The sequence below is a fragment of the Sedimentibacter acidaminivorans genome, assembly GCF_017873955.1.
GTDB classification, from domain to species: domain Bacteria; phylum Bacillota; class Clostridia; order Tissierellales; family Sedimentibacteraceae; genus Sedimentibacter; species Sedimentibacter acidaminivorans.
The window spans coordinates 23,054-39,584 of sequence record NZ_JAGGKS010000005.1 but is presented as its reverse complement, the minus strand read 5'-3'; the positions used below and the strand labels follow the sequence as shown (position 1 = coordinate 39,584).

Below are 16,531 nucleotides of genomic sequence, written 5' to 3'. Positions count from 1 at the left end.
CTGAATTAAAACATATTATTATGCGTACATTTTTGTATAGAAATCTCTTAATGTTTTACTTTCTCTTATAATTTGTAGCGCAACCTCAGCATGACCTCTAGTATATCCATTTCCTATCAACATGGTTATATCCTTGCCAACACCCTCTGCTCCTAAGGCAGCTTGTGTAAAACTCGTAGCCATACTGAAAAAATAAACCGTTCCTGAATCCTTGGTTGAAAGTATAGCTCCCAATTCACAATTTGGTCTACTTACATTACTTATAACTAAGTCACAAAGTTTTCCATCTGTAGCTTCCATAACTTGATTATATACATCTACTGCATTAGTAGCATCACCTTGCATAAAAATATCTGCTACCCCAAGTCCTTTAACTAATTCTAGAGTCTCTTTGCTATAATCAAAACATATGACCTTACCTTTAGGTCCTGCAATTTTCTTTGCTTCATATAAACAAAGTATTCCCGATTTACCCGCACCACCAATTATTAAAACAGTATCTCCTTCTTTAACAAGTTTAGCCGTCTGAGCTGGTGCCCCTGCTACATCTAACACCGACAAAGCAAGGTTTCCTGGTATATCTGTAGGCAATTTTGCATAAATTCCACTTTCAAATAATATTGCTTTTCCTTTTATATCAACTTGATCAATATCTTCTCTTACAGCCCCTATCTCATCTATCCTTAAAGGAGTCAAAGATAATGATACCAATGTTGCAATTTTGTCCCCTACCTTTAAATCTATTTTCCCTTCAAGAGCATGCCCTATTTTTTCAACAGTCCCTATAAGCATTCCTCCAGAACCTGTAACTGGATTTTGATGTTTTCCTCTTTCCAGAACAATTCCCATCATTATTTCCTTAATTTTTTCTACGTTACCTGCTGCTTGATCATGAATTTGAGTGAAGCTTGCTGAATCAATATTTAATGTCTGAACATCTATAAGTATTTCATTGTCATATATTTCCATATTATTGTCAATTTTAGTAGCTGGTTGTGGCAAAATTCCTTTTGGTTCTATTACTCTGTGTGTTCCGTATAGATTTCCTCTTCTCATTTTTGTTACCTCCTAAGTTTATTTTATAAGTTCTATTAACATACTTGCAGAAAATATAATTATATTCATCTAATTATTACTCCAATTAATTATTAAAACTCAACAAATACATTGCAATTTTTGTGCCAACATATCAAAATTGCATATTAATATTTATTTTTCAGCATTTACAGATATATCACAACTATCAGAAATTATTACGTGCCAAACATTAAGCACGTATTTACTACCACTATTAATATTTTAACCTTAGATAATACTCTTTATAAAATTTATTTATATAATTTTAAAAATAGTTATAATGTACTAAAACTGATACAATATAACTATCTTATAATAAAAAAAATAACTTATGCCTAATTTTAGGCATTGTGTGCTTAATTTTAGGCGCGTTCTTTATACTAAACTAAACCAAAGATTGTTGCCCATGCTCCAAACTCTATTTTTATTATATCAAAAGTATCTACAACTTATAATAATACAACACAAATGCATAAATAATTGTAATTTCATTTTTCAGAATGAACATAAGCAATTTCAACGTCTAGATGCATTTTTTCTTGAAATCATAAAAATAAAAGTACTTTTCATGGCTATACGATCCTTTTCATGGGTTTTTTATATTATATTTTTTGAATATTATTCATTAAGATAATTGTTTAAAGTTGCTTCTATATACTATATATCAAGTACTATGATTATATATTGATTTTAAATTCCCTATATTATAAACTCGTTGGGTTTTTATTTTAACGGTATTTATTTTTGAACTAAATCAGAAAGATAAGCATTATATACTATAAAGTATAAAAATATTTATCTTTCTAATAATATTACTTTAAGCTCTTTTAAAAATGAAAATATCAAATATTAAAATATAGATTAATATTCAGGAGGTGGGTTATTATGACTACGAGTAATAAAATATTAAAAAAATTTGAAGGTTTGTCTGCAATGATAGGTGATACTCCAATGCTTGAAATATCTATAAGATACAAAGGTGAATACAGAAAAGTCTATGCAAAAGCAGAATATTACAATTTTACAGGAAGTATCAAAGACAGAATTGCTTACCATATAATGAAACAATCATATGTAACAGGTTTGATTAAAGAAGGTGATCATATCTCTGAAGCGACAAGCGGCAATACTGGAATATCATTTTCTGCTATTGGTTCATACTTAGGTAATCCTGTTACAATTTTTATACCAGATTGGATGTGTAAAGAACGTATAAATTTAATTGAAAGTTTTGGAGCAACAATTCATTGTGTTTCAAAAAAAGAAGGTGGTTTCGTAGGTTCTATTAAGCTAGCAGATGAAATAGGATTAAAAAATGGCGCATTTTTACCTCATCAATTTTCCAACCCTGCAAATGTAGATGCTCATTACAAAACAACAGGCAAAGAAATTTTAAATCAATTGAATAAATTAGGAAAAACTCCAGATGGTATAGTTGCAGGTATTGGTACTGGCGGTACACTCATGGGAATAAAAAAGGCCGTTCAAGAAGTTTATCCGAAATGCAAGGCATTTCCACTTGATCCAGCTAATTCGCCAATAATGGCTTCTGGTGGTAAAATATTTGGCCCTCATAGAATTGCTGGAATTGGAGATGAATTTATCCCTGAAATTGTTAAGCTAAATCAACTTAACGAAATTATTATGGTTGACGATGGCGATGCAATCAACATGGCAAGAAAGCTCTCCAGTGTTTTAGGTTTAGGAGTTGGTATTTCTTCTGGTGCGAACTTTGTAGGTGCAATAAAGGCTCAAGATATTCTTAATAACAAAGATGCAGTTATTGTTACTGTATTTGCTGATGATAATAAAAAATATTTATCCACAGACCTCATGAATGAACAACCTATAAAAACTGACCACATATCTAAAGATATTGAGTTAATTGGATTAACGGCCGTCAAATAATGCATATTAGTTATGCATATACAATTAAATAAAGATAGCATCTAATTTTCATGTTAATTAGATGCTTGTTATTTTTTATTTATTATTTTCTAAATTTACAAAGTAAAACCAACCTTGACCATTATATTTTTCTTCCTCCAAATATTTAAGCTTAATGTTTGATTTTCCTTTTAGTTGTTCAACATATTTTTTTGCTTCTTCTATATATTTATTATATTCTTCAACTAAAGATATTTCTTGGTTATCAAAACCTTTATTATTTGCGTCATATATATATCTTACACTTTCTTTTATACCAAAGTTTTCTATAATACTTGATTTTTTGTCATAATCTTTATGTCGCCATTTCCCCGTTTTAATATCCAAAACATAATCATAAAGAAATAGATATCCAAATTCAGCTATAAACTCAATAGCACGACATATAAATTCTACTTCTTCTTCACTCATAATGTAATGAATGCTAAATCTAAGCCACCCCGGTTTTACAGATGAAATACCGTCATCTACAAATTGCCTGAAAATTTTTGATGTTTCATCACTAATATCAAGTAGCCTATGTCCATAAGGTGCAGCACATGAACAACCTGCTCTAGTCTGAATTCCAAATAAATCATTTATTAGTTTAGCAACATATTTGGGATGAATATATTTATTATTATGTTTAATTTTAATAGAAATTATGGGCAATCTAATATTTTCATCTAATGGGCCAAGAATTTCTATATTTGAATTTTCTTTTAATCTGTTAATTACTTTTTTAGTATAATACTTTTCCTTTGACATTATATTATCTGTTCCAACTAAATCTTTAAGTTCAATAGCTAAAGCTGCTTTTATAATTTGTATTATTCCAGGTGTTCCCGCCATTTCTCTTTCTTCGACATTTTTTATATAATCATGTGCAATAGAACTTACATAATTAACAGTTCCTCCCCCAGGAACTGTCGGCGGAATTGTTTTATCATATAATTTTTTATTAATTACAAGTAATCCAGATGTCCCTGGGCCTCCTAAAAATTTATGTGGTGCTAAGTAAACTGCATCAAAGTATGAATTAACACCATAATTCATGTCGATTTCTAAATAAGGAGCACATGCAGCAAAGTCAAAGCATGCTAATGCATTATTCTCATGTAAAATCTCTGCGATTTCAAACACAGGTGTAATTATTCCGGTTACATTTGAAGCTGCAGAAAAAGAACCTACCTTTAATCTATTTTTATATTTTTCATCTGAAATTTTTCTTTTTAATTCATCTAAATCTATAGAACCATCTTTACTTAATCCTATCTCAACTAACTCTGCAATTCCTTCTTTCCATATAAGTATATTTGAATGATGTTCATATGGCCCTATAAATACTACAGGTAAATATTGCAATGATTCATTTGATTCATTTATAATATCATCAATACATTTATCACATTTTATGTAACTTTTTATTATATCATCTATTTTCATTTTAGTTGCGGGAGAAATGTATATTCCAATAATTTTAGCAAATCTTTCAATTGCTCCAGTTGCTCCAGTTCCTGATGGAATCAAATAACAGTTTTCTTCAGCATTTAAATGTTTTTTAATAATAATTTCAGATTTATGTAATAAATTAGTCATTACATCCCCAGTCATGTCATCTTGAGTATGTGTATTAGCATAACATTTATAAATTTCAAGTAAATATTTTTCTATAAAATTTAATACTCTTCCTGAAGCTGTAAAATCTGCATAAGTCAAAACTCTAGTTCCATAAGGTGTTTCAAACTTGTAGTCTTTTCCTACTAATTCATTTCGAAGCATTTCAAATGAAATTCCCATAAAAACTTCCTTCCTATTTATTTCTTTCTTTTATTAATTATCATTCACAAATATTGTTTCATAGATACTTGTTATTATTCTTTAATAAAATTTTTTACATTTTAAAACATTTAATATGATTGAGAACAATTGAAATAAAATTAACAATATATATTATTTTATTTTATAATATGTGCTATAATAATAAAATAAAATAATAACAAATGAGGAGGTTTTATTATGATTACTACTTTAGATTCGGCTAAAAAGTATTTCGATGATTTAAAAAACGGATGCAATAATCTAATTGATTGTCAAAATTTATACAAAAGTATAGGTGCAAAGGAAGATTTATTTATACTGGACATTAGAAAAAAAGATGATTTTGCTAAAAATTTTATAGAAGGTTCGATTCATTGTGAGTGGAACGAAGTATTTGAGTTTATAGAGGAAGATATTTTGCCTAAGGATAAGAAAATAATTGTTGTTTGCTATACGGGTCAAACTGCAGGTCAAGTTGTAGGTATACTTAAATTATTAGGATATGATGCTTGCTCTCTTATGGGCGGAATGGTAAACGGTTGGTTGAAAAACTCTATGCCAATTGAAGCTGCATGTTCTACCTGAATATAATATTTTCTCTTGTATAGAGATACACATTAACAAATGCGCTAGTTTTAATTACCAGCGCATTTGTTTATTTTTACTCTACTGTTACCGATTTTGCCAAATTTCTTGGTTTATCTATATCACAGTTTTTTAACAGGGCAGCATAGTATGCTAAATATTGTGTTGGTATTATTGTTGCTAATGGTGCTAACAATTCATTTATATCATCAATTACAATTTCATCAGTTTCCTGACTTAGGCTTCTCATAGAAATTACCATTGTAGCAGCACCTCTTGCTTTTACTTCCTTTATGTTACTTCTTGTATTTAGATTAATGCACTCTTGTGTAATCACTGCTATAACTGGTGTATTTTGTTCTATTAACGCTATTGTTCCATGTTTTAATTCTCCAGCAGCGAAACCTTCTGTTTGGATATATGAAATTTCTTTTAATTTAAGTGATGCCTCTAGGCAAACAAAGTAATCCATACTTCTTCCAATGTAAAAGCAATTTCTACTATTCACCAGATACTTTTCTGCTAATTCTTTATAATTTTCTTTATCATCGCAAAGAGTTTCCATAGTATATGCAATTTTACTTAACTCTTTAAATATATTTATATTAATTTTATTATTAACAAGTGACGAAAGTATTGAAAGAACTGCTATTTGTGCAGTATATGCCTTCGTTGAAGCTACAGCAATTTCTGGTCCTGCATACAATAACAATGTATTATCGGATTCCCTCGAAAGAGTTGAACCTTTTACATTTGTTAAAGTCAATGTTCTGTAACCCATTTCTTTAACTTTTACTAATACTGCTCTGCAATCTGCAGTTTCTCCACTTTGTGAGATAAACATAAATAGAGGATTTTTAGTTAATAGTGGCATATTATATATAAACTCGCTTGCTATTACAACTTCTGTTGGTTTATCTGATATTTTTTCAAAAAATTGCTTTCCAATTAGACCTGCATGATAACTAGTTCCACATGCTATTATATATAATTTATCACAATTTCTTACATTATCTATAATGGAAGAATCCATACACATTTGTCCTTTTTCATCAGAATACTCTGACATTATTTTTCTAATAACAAATGGTTGTTCTTCAATTTCTTTCATCATATAATGAGAATAAGTTCCTTTTTCTGTATCTGAAGCATCTATATCAGCTATATATGGCTCCCTCATAACTTGATTTCCGTATATGCTATATATTTCTATACTATCTTTAGTTATTTTTAAAAACTCTTTATCTTCAATTTCATAAAAGCTGTTTGTATGGTTTATCATAGCCATAGCATCGCTTCCTATCATATTAAATCCCGAACCCCTTCCAGCTAATAGAGGAGTTTTATTTTTAGCAGCATATAGTGTTCCCATATCTTCTCTATCAAGTATAGCAAGTGCATATGAGCCTTCAAGTTCACTCATAGTATGCCTTATTGCCAACTCTACCGATTCACCATCATTTACAAACTTCTCTATTAATTGTACTATAACTTCTGTATCTGTATCGCTTGTGAAATTAGTTCCATTAAGATATTTTTTCCTTAATTCATTTTCATTTTCTATTATGCCATTATGAACAAGAGTAAACCTCATTGAACTACTTTGATGAGGATGTGAATTAATTTTATTTGGTTCACCATGTGTCGCCCACCTTGTGTGACCTATACCTATTGTTCCTGTTACATTTTTGTCTAAACAATCTCTAAGTTTTGCAATACGACCTTTTTCTTTACAAACATAAACTTGGTTATTATTAACTATCGCTATTCCTGCTGAATCATATCCTCTATATTCTAATTTTTCAAGACCTCCAAGGATAATTTCCTTTACATCATCAAATCCTATATAACCTACTATTCCACACATAATTTAAGCTCTCCATTCTAAATTTTTATTTTTTTCAAAACAAACTAACTTGAAAATATATTTTTTTTCAAGCATTAAAAATTAATAACTAATTTTATTCATATTATTGGGAAACTTAAACTAGACAGAAATGTTATTTCATTAAAAAGATATGAAAGCTTGTAAGTTTTATTTTATTATAGTAGTCTCCCACTATTTTTGTAAAAACCTTATCGATGAAGCTACACCGCAGAGCATCCGCCGAATTTTCGATAACTCTGTCCTCGTCAACTTATATGAATATAAGTTCTGGCGCTATAATATTATTGTCTTAGCAAGTTTCTTTATTTTAACCTCCTTATTATAGTTCAGTACTAATTTATGTAGTTATTAAAAATTAGTTACATCATTTTTAATTTTACCACAATAAACGCAATAAGTACATCAATTTTTCATTATTGCGTCAAATATTTTTTAATATTTGTTATCCATATCCTATTGTTGATAAATTTGCCATGTATTATTTCATAATCTAAACACATAATAAGCTTATAGAAAGTCAGTAAAGATTTTCTAGTTGAAAATTTAATCTGTGTATATAATATATTAGCAAAGTAACATATAGTTTACCAACTATATATAAAACTTTCTAAATTATTGGCTATGTACATTAAAATGAAATCAGAATTAATTGCCAATAAATCTATAACTTACATGATTAAATAATTTTCAAAAGACAATAATAATAACATCTTAGAGAAAGAAAGGAGTGAATATTAATGGCAAACTCAAATAACAGCGGCAGCAACAATATAGTAGTTCCTGAGGCAAAACAAGCATTGAACCAAATGAAAGCAGAAATAGCAAATGAACTTGGTTTATCAAATTATGAACAAGTGGATAAAGGTAACTTAACAGCAAGACAAAATGGTTACGTAGGCGGATACATGACTAAGAGATTAGTTGAAATGGCTCAAAGACAAATGAGCGGTAGTTCTGGAATGAACGGAAGTATGAAATAAATTAGCAGAAAATAAAATTGAATAAACATAAAAAAATCCGGATTTTATAGTCCGGATTTTTTATATATATTATTTATTTACTACTCTTCCTTCTTTTTTAAGTTCTTCGATTAGTGCAGGAACTACTTTAAATATATCTCCCACTATTCCAACATCAGCAACTTCAAAAATAGGTGCATATTCATCTTTATTGATTGCTATAATATAATCAGATTCTTCCATTCCAGCTAAATGCTGAATAGCGCCCGAAATACCACATGCAATATATAAATTTGGTCTAACAGTTTTTCCTGTTTGTCCAACTTGTCTATCTTTAGGAACCCAACCAGCATCAACTGCTGCTCTTGATGCAGAAATTGTTCCACCAAGTAAATCTGCCAATTCTTCTAGTATTGGATAATTTTCAGGTCCTCTCATTCCTCTTCCGCCTGAAACAAGAACATTAGCATCTTCTATATTCATTTTTTCTTGAATTATTTTTATTGTATCTAATATTTCAACATTTTTGCAGCCTGCTGGCATATTTACTTTATATTCTTCAATATTTACTTTATTATTTTCTGTATATTCAGCTTCTTTCATAACACCTGGTCTAACTGTTGCCATTTGAGGTCTAAAGTTAGGGCATGCTATAGTAGCCATTATATTTCCACCAAATGCTGGTCTAGTCATCATAAGATTTAATTTTTCTTTGTCATCATCATCTTGTGCTATATCCAAACTAGTGCAGTCTGCAGTTAATCCAGTATGAACTCTAGCTGAAACCCTAGGAGCTAAATCTCTTCCTATTGCAGAAGCTCCAAAAAGTACTATTTCAGGTTTTTTATCCATAACTACAGTGTGTAATGCATGAACATATGGCTCTGTCATATATACATCAAGTGCATCATCATCAATATATATTACTTTGTCTGCACCTGCATAATTTAATTTTTTTGCTTCATCAAGCATATCTTTTCCAAGTAACACTGCTGTTACTGTAGTTTGTAAATCCTTTGCAAGCTCTTTTCCCTTACCAATTAGTTCAAGGGCTACTTTTTGTACTTTACGGTCTCTTTGTTCTGCGAAAACAAAAATACCTTTGTATTCTGATAAATTCATTACTGCTTCCTCCCTCTAACTATAATATGAATTTTTCTTTCATTTTATTTACTATGATTTCGGCTGATTCTTGAGGATCTACGTTATAAACTTTTCCTGCTTGTTTAGCGCCTTTTGTAAATGACTTTTTAACTTTAGTAGGAGAACCTTTCAAACCAATATTGCTCATATCTACGTCTAAATCTTTTAATGTCCAAATTTTAACTTCTTTTTCTCTATATGCATCAAAGATTAATCCCGGTTTCATATATCTAGGTTTATTTAATTCAGCAAGAGCTGTTATTAATATAGGTAATTTAGCTTTTAATAAGTCATATCTATCTTCATATTGTCTTTTTACAACAATTGTATCACCATCAACTTTAATTTCTTCAGCATAGCTGATATTTGGTAATTTTAAATGCTCAGCTATCTGAGGTCCAACCTGTGCTGTATCGCCATCTATTGCTTGTCTTCCTGTTACTATTAAATCATAATCAAGTTTATTTAATGCAGCTGCTAGTGTTGAAGAAGTTGCCCATGTATCAGCTCCACCAAACGCTCTATCTGTTACTAGTATTGCTTCGTCTGCTCCCATAGATAAAGCTTCACGAAGTGCTAAATCTGCTTGAGGTGGTCCCATTGATACTACAGTTACATGCGCACCCTTTTCATCTTTTAACCTTAAAGCTGCCTCTAATCCTGCTTTATCGTCTGGATTTATAATGCTTGGAACACCATCTCTAATTAATGTACCTGTTTTTGGATCAAGCTTAACCTCTGTTGTATCAGGTACTTGTTTTATACATACTACTATATTCAACGTTATTCCCTCCTATTTCAACATATTTGCACTGATTACCATTCTTTGAACTTCTGAAGTTCCTTCGTAGATTTCAGTTATTTTTGCGTCTCTCATCATTCGTTCAACAGGATAATCTCTAGTATATCCATATCCACCATGTAACTGAACTGCCTTAGTAGTAACTTCCATTGCAGTTTCAGCTGCAAACAATTTAGCCATAGCTGCTTCTACACTATATGGAAGTTTATTGTCCTTATTGCATGCTGCTCTATAAACTAACAATCTAGCTGCATCAACTTTTGCTTGCATATCAGCTAATTGGAATTGAGTATTTTGGAATTTAGATATTGATCTACCAAATTGTTTTCTTTCTTTTGTATATTTAACAGTTTCATCTATCGCACCTTGAGCTATACCTAAAGCTTGAGCAGCGATACCAATTCTACCACCGTCAAGAGTTTTCATAGCGATTTTAAAACCTTGTCCTTCTTTGCCAAGAAGATTTTCTTTTGGAACTACACAATCTTGGAATATTAGTTCGCTAGTTGCAGAACCTCTAATACCCATTTTTAACTCTTTTTTACCTACAGTAAAACCTGGGAACTTTCTATCAACTATAAATGCTGATATACCTCTTGTTCCTTTAGATTTATCTGTCATTGCCATTACAATAAATACATCTGCATAATCAGCATTTGTAATGAAAATTTTATTTCCATTAATTATATAATTGTCACCATCTAATACTGCTTTTGTTTGTTGTCCAGCTGCATCCGTTCCTGCTCCTGCCTCTGTCAATCCAAACGCTCCTATTGCTTCTCCTGATGCAACTCTTGTTAGATATTTTTCTTTTTGTTCTTGAGTACCAAATTCGTTTATAGGAGAACCACACAATGATGTATGTGCGGATAAAATAACACCTGTAGTACCACAAACTTTAGACATTTCTTCAACAGCCATGATATATGTTAATATATCACAACCTTGTCCCTTAAATTCCTTTGAAAAAGGAATTCCTAAAAACCCAAACTGCTTAAACTTCTCTACTGTTTCAGTAGGGAATCTTTCCTCTTCATCAACTTCCTGAGCTAATGGTTTTACTTCTTCAATAGCAAATGTTCTGAACAACTGTCTTGCCATTTCATGTTCTTTACTTAATTGAAAATTCATCATTATCACTCCTATTATTTTTTGACATATTCATTCCGTCACTATAGAAATCTTTTCTATTTTTGCCGTTTGTTAAATAATAAACAATTTTAAACCCGAAAAATCATTTCTTAACCCACTATATTATATAACACTTGTATATAAAATATCAAGCATAATTTATATTTTTTTATTTTTCTACAATTTTCTTCTATTTTCCCTTGAAATTTGAACTTCTTTTTTCTATAAAGGCTGCCATTCCTTCTTTTTGATCTTCAGAAGCAAAGCACAAGCCAAATAAATTTGATTCATATGATATACCTGTTTCTATGTCAGTTTCTATACCCTTGTTAATTGATTCTTTGCAATATTTAACAGCTATTCTTGCATTTGAACTGATTTTTTTCGCCATAGCATAAGCTTCATTCATAAGCTCTTCTGGCTCTACAACTTTATTGACAAGACCAATGTTATATGCTTCATCAGCCTTAATTATATTGCCTGTATATATTAATTCTTTAGCCTTTCCAACACCAACTAACCTCGGTAGTCTCTGAGTGCCTGAAAATCCAGGTGTTATACCAAGTCCAACCTCTGGCTGCCCAAATTTAGCTTTTGATGAAGCAATTCTAATATCACAGGACATACAAAGTTCACAACCTCCACCAAGAGCAAATCCATTTACTGCTGCAATCACCACTTTATTGAGTGTTTCAATTTTTCTAAATATTTTAGATCCATATTCACCAAATCTTTTGCCTTCTAGAACATTTAAATCCTTCATATAAGCAATATCCGCTCCAGCAACAAAAGCTTTTCCTTCACCAGTTAAAATTACCACGCTAATTTCGTCCTCATTTTCAAGATCTTCAAAAACCATTTCAAGATCTGAAAGCACATCTGCATTTAAAGCATTCAAGGAATTAGGATTATTGATTTTCACAGTACAAATTCCTTCATTTTTATCGACTAATAAATTTTTAAATTCCATAAGTTAACACTCCTCGCATTTATTATTTCATATATACTATATCACTATATTTTAAATATAATATTAATTTTTATTAATATTTATATTTTTTTATAGATTTTTAATCGGTTTTTATTTAATAAACAATGTGATTGTATAAATTATATTAATATTTTATGTTTTTATATGTTATTTTATAAACAAACTTTTGCCTAATATAAAAATTACTTTATTAATTAAAATAATACTTAATTTATTTCTTTAATCATTTTGGTATAGATTATATACGTACTATTACAATATTTGCGATTTCTTATGTTACACAACTAGAGACTTGAAATTCATTTGCGAAAGTAATCTCAATTTTAAAAATACTTTTAAATTTTGTTCATATGATAAGCCATCTACAGTAGCTTCGTTTTTTTTGCTACATCCATCAACAGCGCCTTTTTTCAACATTTCGTTGGATATTTCCTCATACGTTTCTTCATCATACATAACCATGTCATTATTTATAATGCTAAGGGCTGCACAAATTCCATAAGCACCCCAATTAGAAACCCCTGCTATTAATAAATTATCCGTCTCAACTTCAGCACATATTAAATTCCCTTTATTTACATACTTTGATACAAGTTCTCTAACCTTACCCATTCCTACTTCATTTCCACCATCTCCAATAGCAGAAGTAGGAATATTATTATCCCTAGCTTTTATAAATAATAAATCTGTATTCGAACAAAAAAGCGTTATATCGTCTCCATTCATAGAATAACATTTATTATCAACACTTCTACCAGGACGTTCTATACCAATTATATGATTTGGTCTATATTTTTTTATAATCTCAGAAGCTTGTTCATTTTCTTTATTTTCTTCAAATATATAAATTTCTGAATTTAAATTTAGAATTTTAACCCCATCTCTTAAAAAAACCTCAGAATATTTATCGGTTACAATTATTACTTTTTTATTAAGATTTTCAAGAGCATAAGCCAATGCTAAAGCACCTGGTGGACCATCTGTTTCACCAATTTTAGCTGATTTTATTGCAAACCCCGTTACAATTACAACCGTATCACTTGTATTTAATGAAATTACACATGATTTAAGTTGTCCTTCCAGTTTAATTTTGTCCATTCCCCTATTTTCAAGATTTAGTGATATAATTTCCTCTATTTTCTCAAACGCATTAATTACATTTAAATTATTGAATTCATCTAACTCATCAAATTTATTATAATAGATAGTTTTCATGATTATCCTAGTCACCTTTTCTATAGCAGCTTGTTAAATAATTTTAATTAAATCCAACATATTTTTCAATACATATTTAACTTCATATTTTTTTGCTAATTCATCTGAGTTTTTTTGCCATCCCACTAATACTGGTATTGCCTTAGCATTTATTGCACACTCCATATCAAACTTAGAATCACCCACATAATAAGTTTCACTAGCACTACTATTCAATTCATTTATAGCTTTTAACAATGGTTCTTTATGTGGTTTGTGGTTTACTGTATCATCTGCAGTAACTACAACATCGAAATATGAATCTATATTGAGATATTTTATAGCATCTAATGTTGATTGCTTCATCCTTGACGTTACAATCGCCATTTTAATATTTTTTTCTTGTAAAGATTTTAGAGTTTCCAATACATTATCATATAGATAAACTTCATCATTAAATCTTTTTAGTTGATAATCTCTATAGCATTTTAAAACCTCTTCTATATTATGACCACTAAAATCTCTATTCATTGTTTCCATTAGTGGTTCACCAAATGTGCTCAATACATGTTCTTCATCACATTCCATACAAAATTCATTATATGTATGTTTAAACGAATTAATAACAAGTTGATTTGTATCAGCTAAAGTTCCATCAAAGTCAAATATTACTGTTGTTATCATTTTATTCTCCTATTTTTATAATACAATGTGGTTTAAGACTCCTTACTTTTTGTTTTTCATACTTAAACCAATTCTTTGTTTTTGGGTATCTATACTAATTATGGTTACATTTATTATGTCTCCTACCTGAACTACTTCCATAGGACTTTTTATATATTTATCGCTCATTTCTGATAAGTGAACAAGTCCGTCTTGTTTTACTCCTATATCAACAAATGCACCGAAATCAACAACATTTCTAACAGTACCACTTAATTTCATACCAACTTCCATATCTTCCATCTTCATGACATCACTTCTTAATATAGGCTTTTGCATTTCATCTCTTGGATCTCTTCCAGGTTTTTTCAACTCTTCAATTATATCTGTAAGCGTTGGTATCCCTAAATTTAATTCTTCTGCTAAAACTTTTATTCTGTCATTATACTTTTCTTTAAATGATTTCTTCTCTTCTTTTACATTTAATTGTGATAAAGCTTCGAGTCCCTTAAGCCTTGTATTTTTACTACCTATTTTAACATTTTTCTTATCTTCTTTTACTTCTATTTTCATTATTCTTTCAGTTATGTCTTTTAATCTATCTTGTTTTACATCTTCTAGTGTATACCCTAATTTTCGAAACAATTTTTCAGCTATTTCATAGACTTCAGGATGTACTGCTGTTTTATCTAGCGGATTATTTCCATCTGTAATCCTTAAAAATCCTGCACACTGCTCAAAGGCTTTATCTCCTAATTGTTTAACTTTTATTAATTCTTTTCTATCCTTGAATTTTCCATTTTCTTCTCTATACTTAACTACATTTTTAGAAATTGTTTTTGATATACCTGATACATATTGCAATAGTGCTGTTGAAGCTGTATTTAAGTCTACTCCAACATTATTAACAGAGTCCTCTACTACCCCATCTAACGCAAGTCCTAATTTTGCTTGATTAACATCATGCTGATATTGACCAACACCTATACTTTTAGGATCTATTTTTACAAGTTCTGCAAGGGGGTCTTGTAATCTTCTACCTATTGATATTGCTCCTCTAACTGTTACATCTAAATCTGGATATTCTTCTTGTGCTAGTTTTGAAGCAGAATATACAGATGCACCTGCTTCGCTTACAATAATATAAGATACGTTCTTATCTATTTTAGTAAGCATATCTGAAACTACTTGTTCTGTTTCCCTAGATGCTGTTCCATTTCCTATAGTAATAACATCTATATCATATTTTTTTATCCAATCCATCAAGAATTTTTGAGATTTTTCTATTTCATTTCTAGGCTCATTAGGATAGATAACTCCATGGTCTAAAAACTTGCCAGTTTCATCTATAACTGCTAATTTGCAGCCAGTTCTAAAACTTGGGTCAATGGCAAGAACACGTACATCCTTTACAGGAGGAACCATCAATAGATTTTTAGTATTTTTACCAAATACTTTAATAGCTTCTTCTTCTGCTCTTTCTGTGAGCATATTTCTAACTTCTTTTTCTACAGATGACGAAATTAATCTTTTATAGCTATCTTCAATTGCAGAAATAAGATAAGTCAATGTTATTGCTTCTTCATTTATTATTTCCTTTGATTTTAAGTAACTTACTATACTTTCGTCAGGTGTACTTATTTTTACCTTTAATTTTTTCTCTTTTTCTCCTCTGTTAATTGCTAAGACCCTGTGATTGGCAACATTTTTAACAGCTTCTTCATATTTATAATACATTTCATAAACTGATTCTTCATTTTCATCAACAGCTTCGGATATAATTATTCCATCTGCAAAATATATTTCCCTTATATGCTGTCTATACTCAGCATTATCTGAAACCTTCTCTGCAATAATGTCACATGCACCTTGATATGCGTCCTTAGTATTTGCTACACCTTTTTCTTCATCCACAAAAGGTTTTGCAATATCTTCTAAGTCGCCTTCAACTATATTTTGTGCTATAATTATTTCTGCAAGTGGCTCTAGACCCTTTTCTTTTGCTTTTGATGCTCTTGTAGATTTCTTCTGCTTAAATGGTCTATATAAATCCTCCACACGCTGCAAAACATCTGCATTTAGTATTTTTTGTTTTAACTCTTCTGTTAATTTACCTTGTTCTTCTATTAATCGTATTACTTCTTCTTTCCTAGATTCAAGGTTTCTTAAATATATGAGTCTATCATATAAATCCCTCAAAACAATATCGTCTAATGAACCTGTTTGCTCTTTACGATATCTTGCAATAAATGGTATTGTACTTCCTTCATCTATTAATTTTACTGTATTTTCCACTTGAAATGGCTTTATTTTAAATTCTTCACATAATATTTTGTTAATATCTACCATTA

Annotated in this window: 13 protein-coding genes; 3 read left to right on the top strand and 10 right to left on the bottom strand. The window is 30.0% G+C overall.

Annotation, left to right across the window (positions count from 1 at the left end; genetic code table 11):
- Window positions 1-18: 18 nt before the first annotated feature.
- The gene (gene kdd, locus J2Z76_RS09030) at window positions 19-1,056 is read right to left on the bottom strand and encodes an L-erythro-3,5-diaminohexanoate dehydrogenase (RefSeq protein WP_209511721.1); all 1,038 of its coding nucleotides are present in this window, start codon (window positions 1,054-1,056) and stop codon (window positions 19-21) included.
- Between the two features lie 906 nt (window positions 1,057-1,962).
- Between kdd and J2Z76_RS09025 the strand changes: the two genes are divergently transcribed.
- Window positions 1,963-2,985, top strand: coding sequence for a PLP-dependent cysteine synthase family protein (locus tag J2Z76_RS09025; RefSeq protein WP_209511720.1), 1,023 nt, complete (start codon window positions 1,963-1,965; stop codon window positions 2,983-2,985).
- Between the two features lie 75 nt (window positions 2,986-3,060).
- On the opposite strand, the gene J2Z76_RS09020 is transcribed toward J2Z76_RS09025, so the two are convergent.
- Window positions 3,061-4,803: an aminotransferase class V-fold PLP-dependent enzyme gene (locus J2Z76_RS09020; RefSeq protein WP_209511719.1), complete on the bottom strand. Its 1,743-nt coding sequence runs from the start codon at window positions 4,801-4,803 to the stop codon at window positions 3,061-3,063.
- A 219-nt stretch (window positions 4,804-5,022) separates the two neighbouring features.
- On the opposite strand from J2Z76_RS09020, the gene J2Z76_RS09015 reads away from it, so the two are divergent.
- On the top strand, window positions 5,023-5,409 hold the full coding sequence (locus J2Z76_RS09015) for a rhodanese-like domain-containing protein (RefSeq protein WP_209511718.1): 387 nt from the start codon (window positions 5,023-5,025) through the stop codon (window positions 5,407-5,409).
- A 76-nt stretch (window positions 5,410-5,485) separates the two neighbouring features.
- On the opposite strand, the gene glmS is transcribed toward J2Z76_RS09015, so the two are convergent.
- The gene (glmS, locus tag J2Z76_RS09010; protein ID WP_209511717.1) at window positions 5,486-7,276 is read right to left on the bottom strand and encodes a glutamine--fructose-6-phosphate transaminase (isomerizing); all 1,791 of its coding nucleotides are present in this window, start codon (window positions 7,274-7,276) and stop codon (window positions 5,486-5,488) included.
- 758 nt (window positions 7,277-8,034) lie between these two features.
- On the opposite strand from glmS, the gene J2Z76_RS09005 reads away from it, so the two are divergent.
- Entirely contained in the window at window positions 8,035-8,277 is a 243-nt protein-coding gene (locus J2Z76_RS09005) for an alpha/beta-type small acid-soluble spore protein (RefSeq protein ID WP_209511716.1), read from the top strand.
- 69 nt (window positions 8,278-8,346) lie between these two features.
- Here the strand turns inward: J2Z76_RS09005 and J2Z76_RS09000 are convergent, their stop codons facing one another.
- The 7 genes from J2Z76_RS09000 to J2Z76_RS08970 form a co-directional block, all read right to left on the bottom strand.
- Window positions 8,347-9,378 carry an electron transfer flavoprotein subunit alpha/FixB family protein gene (locus J2Z76_RS09000; protein WP_209511715.1) on the bottom strand — a complete coding sequence of 344 codons (1,032 nt, stop codon included), beginning with the start codon at window positions 9,376-9,378 and terminating at the stop codon, window positions 8,347-8,349.
- A gap of 19 nt (window positions 9,379-9,397) precedes the next feature.
- Window positions 9,398-10,180 carry an electron transfer flavoprotein subunit beta/FixA family protein gene (locus tag J2Z76_RS08995; protein ID WP_209511714.1) on the bottom strand — a complete coding sequence of 261 codons (783 nt, stop codon included), beginning with the start codon at window positions 10,178-10,180 and terminating at the stop codon, window positions 9,398-9,400.
- A gap of 12 nt (window positions 10,181-10,192) precedes the next feature.
- Complete coding sequence (locus tag J2Z76_RS08990) at window positions 10,193-11,332, bottom strand: acyl-CoA dehydrogenase (RefSeq protein WP_209511713.1); 1,140 nt, start codon at window positions 11,330-11,332, stop codon at window positions 10,193-10,195.
- Window positions 11,333-11,522: 190 nt separating this feature from the next.
- Entirely contained in the window at window positions 11,523-12,302 is a 780-nt protein-coding gene (locus J2Z76_RS08985; protein WP_209511712.1) for a short-chain-enoyl-CoA hydratase, read from the bottom strand.
- 297 nt (window positions 12,303-12,599) lie between these two features.
- A complete protein-coding gene (locus tag J2Z76_RS08980) occupies window positions 12,600-13,538 on the bottom strand; it encodes a DUF4392 domain-containing protein (RefSeq protein WP_209511711.1) in 939 nt (312 codons plus the stop codon).
- 33 nt (window positions 13,539-13,571) lie between these two features.
- Entirely contained in the window at window positions 13,572-14,201 is a 630-nt protein-coding gene (locus J2Z76_RS08975) for an HAD-IA family hydrolase (protein WP_209511710.1), read from the bottom strand.
- A 42-nt stretch (window positions 14,202-14,243) separates the two neighbouring features.
- The gene (locus J2Z76_RS08970) at window positions 14,244-16,529 is read right to left on the bottom strand and encodes a Tex family protein (protein WP_209511709.1); all 2,286 of its coding nucleotides are present in this window, start codon (window positions 16,527-16,529) and stop codon (window positions 14,244-14,246) included.
- Window positions 16,530-16,531 lie beyond the last annotated feature (2 nt).

What these genes read in the sequence shown, in the direction of transcription:
- J2Z76_RS08970 (WP_209511709.1), bottom strand. Translation starts at nt 16,529, where the DNA reads ATGGTAGATATTAACAAAATATTATGTGAAGAATTTAAAATAAAGCCA.
- J2Z76_RS08985 (WP_209511712.1), bottom strand. Translation starts at nt 12,302, where the DNA reads ATGGAATTTAAAAATTTATTAGTCGATAAAAATGAAGGAATTTGTACT.
- J2Z76_RS08980 (WP_209511711.1), bottom strand. Translation starts at nt 13,538, where the DNA reads ATGAAAACTATCTATTATAATAAATTTGATGAGTTAGATGAATTCAAT.
- kdd (WP_209511721.1), bottom strand. Translation starts at nt 1,056, where the DNA reads ATGAGAAGAGGAAATCTATACGGAACACACAGAGTAATAGAACCAAAA.
- glmS (WP_209511717.1), bottom strand. Translation starts at nt 7,276, where the DNA reads ATGTGTGGAATAGTAGGTTATATAGGATTTGATGATGTAAAGGAAATT.
- J2Z76_RS08990 (WP_209511713.1), bottom strand. Translation starts at nt 11,332, where the DNA reads ATGAATTTTCAATTAAGTAAAGAACATGAAATGGCAAGACAGTTGTTC.
- J2Z76_RS08975 (WP_209511710.1), bottom strand. Translation starts at nt 14,201, where the DNA reads ATGATAACAACAGTAATATTTGACTTTGATGGAACTTTAGCTGATACA.
- J2Z76_RS09025 (WP_209511720.1), top strand. Translation starts at nt 1,963, where the DNA reads ATGACTACGAGTAATAAAATATTAAAAAAATTTGAAGGTTTGTCTGCA.
- J2Z76_RS09015 (WP_209511718.1), top strand. Translation starts at nt 5,023, where the DNA reads ATGATTACTACTTTAGATTCGGCTAAAAAGTATTTCGATGATTTAAAA.
- J2Z76_RS09000 (WP_209511715.1), bottom strand. Translation starts at nt 9,378, where the DNA reads ATGAATTTATCAGAATACAAAGGTATTTTTGTTTTCGCAGAACAAAGA.
- J2Z76_RS09020 (WP_209511719.1), bottom strand. Translation starts at nt 4,803, where the DNA reads ATGGGAATTTCATTTGAAATGCTTCGAAATGAATTAGTAGGAAAAGAC.
- J2Z76_RS09005 (WP_209511716.1), top strand. Translation starts at nt 8,035, where the DNA reads ATGGCAAACTCAAATAACAGCGGCAGCAACAATATAGTAGTTCCTGAG.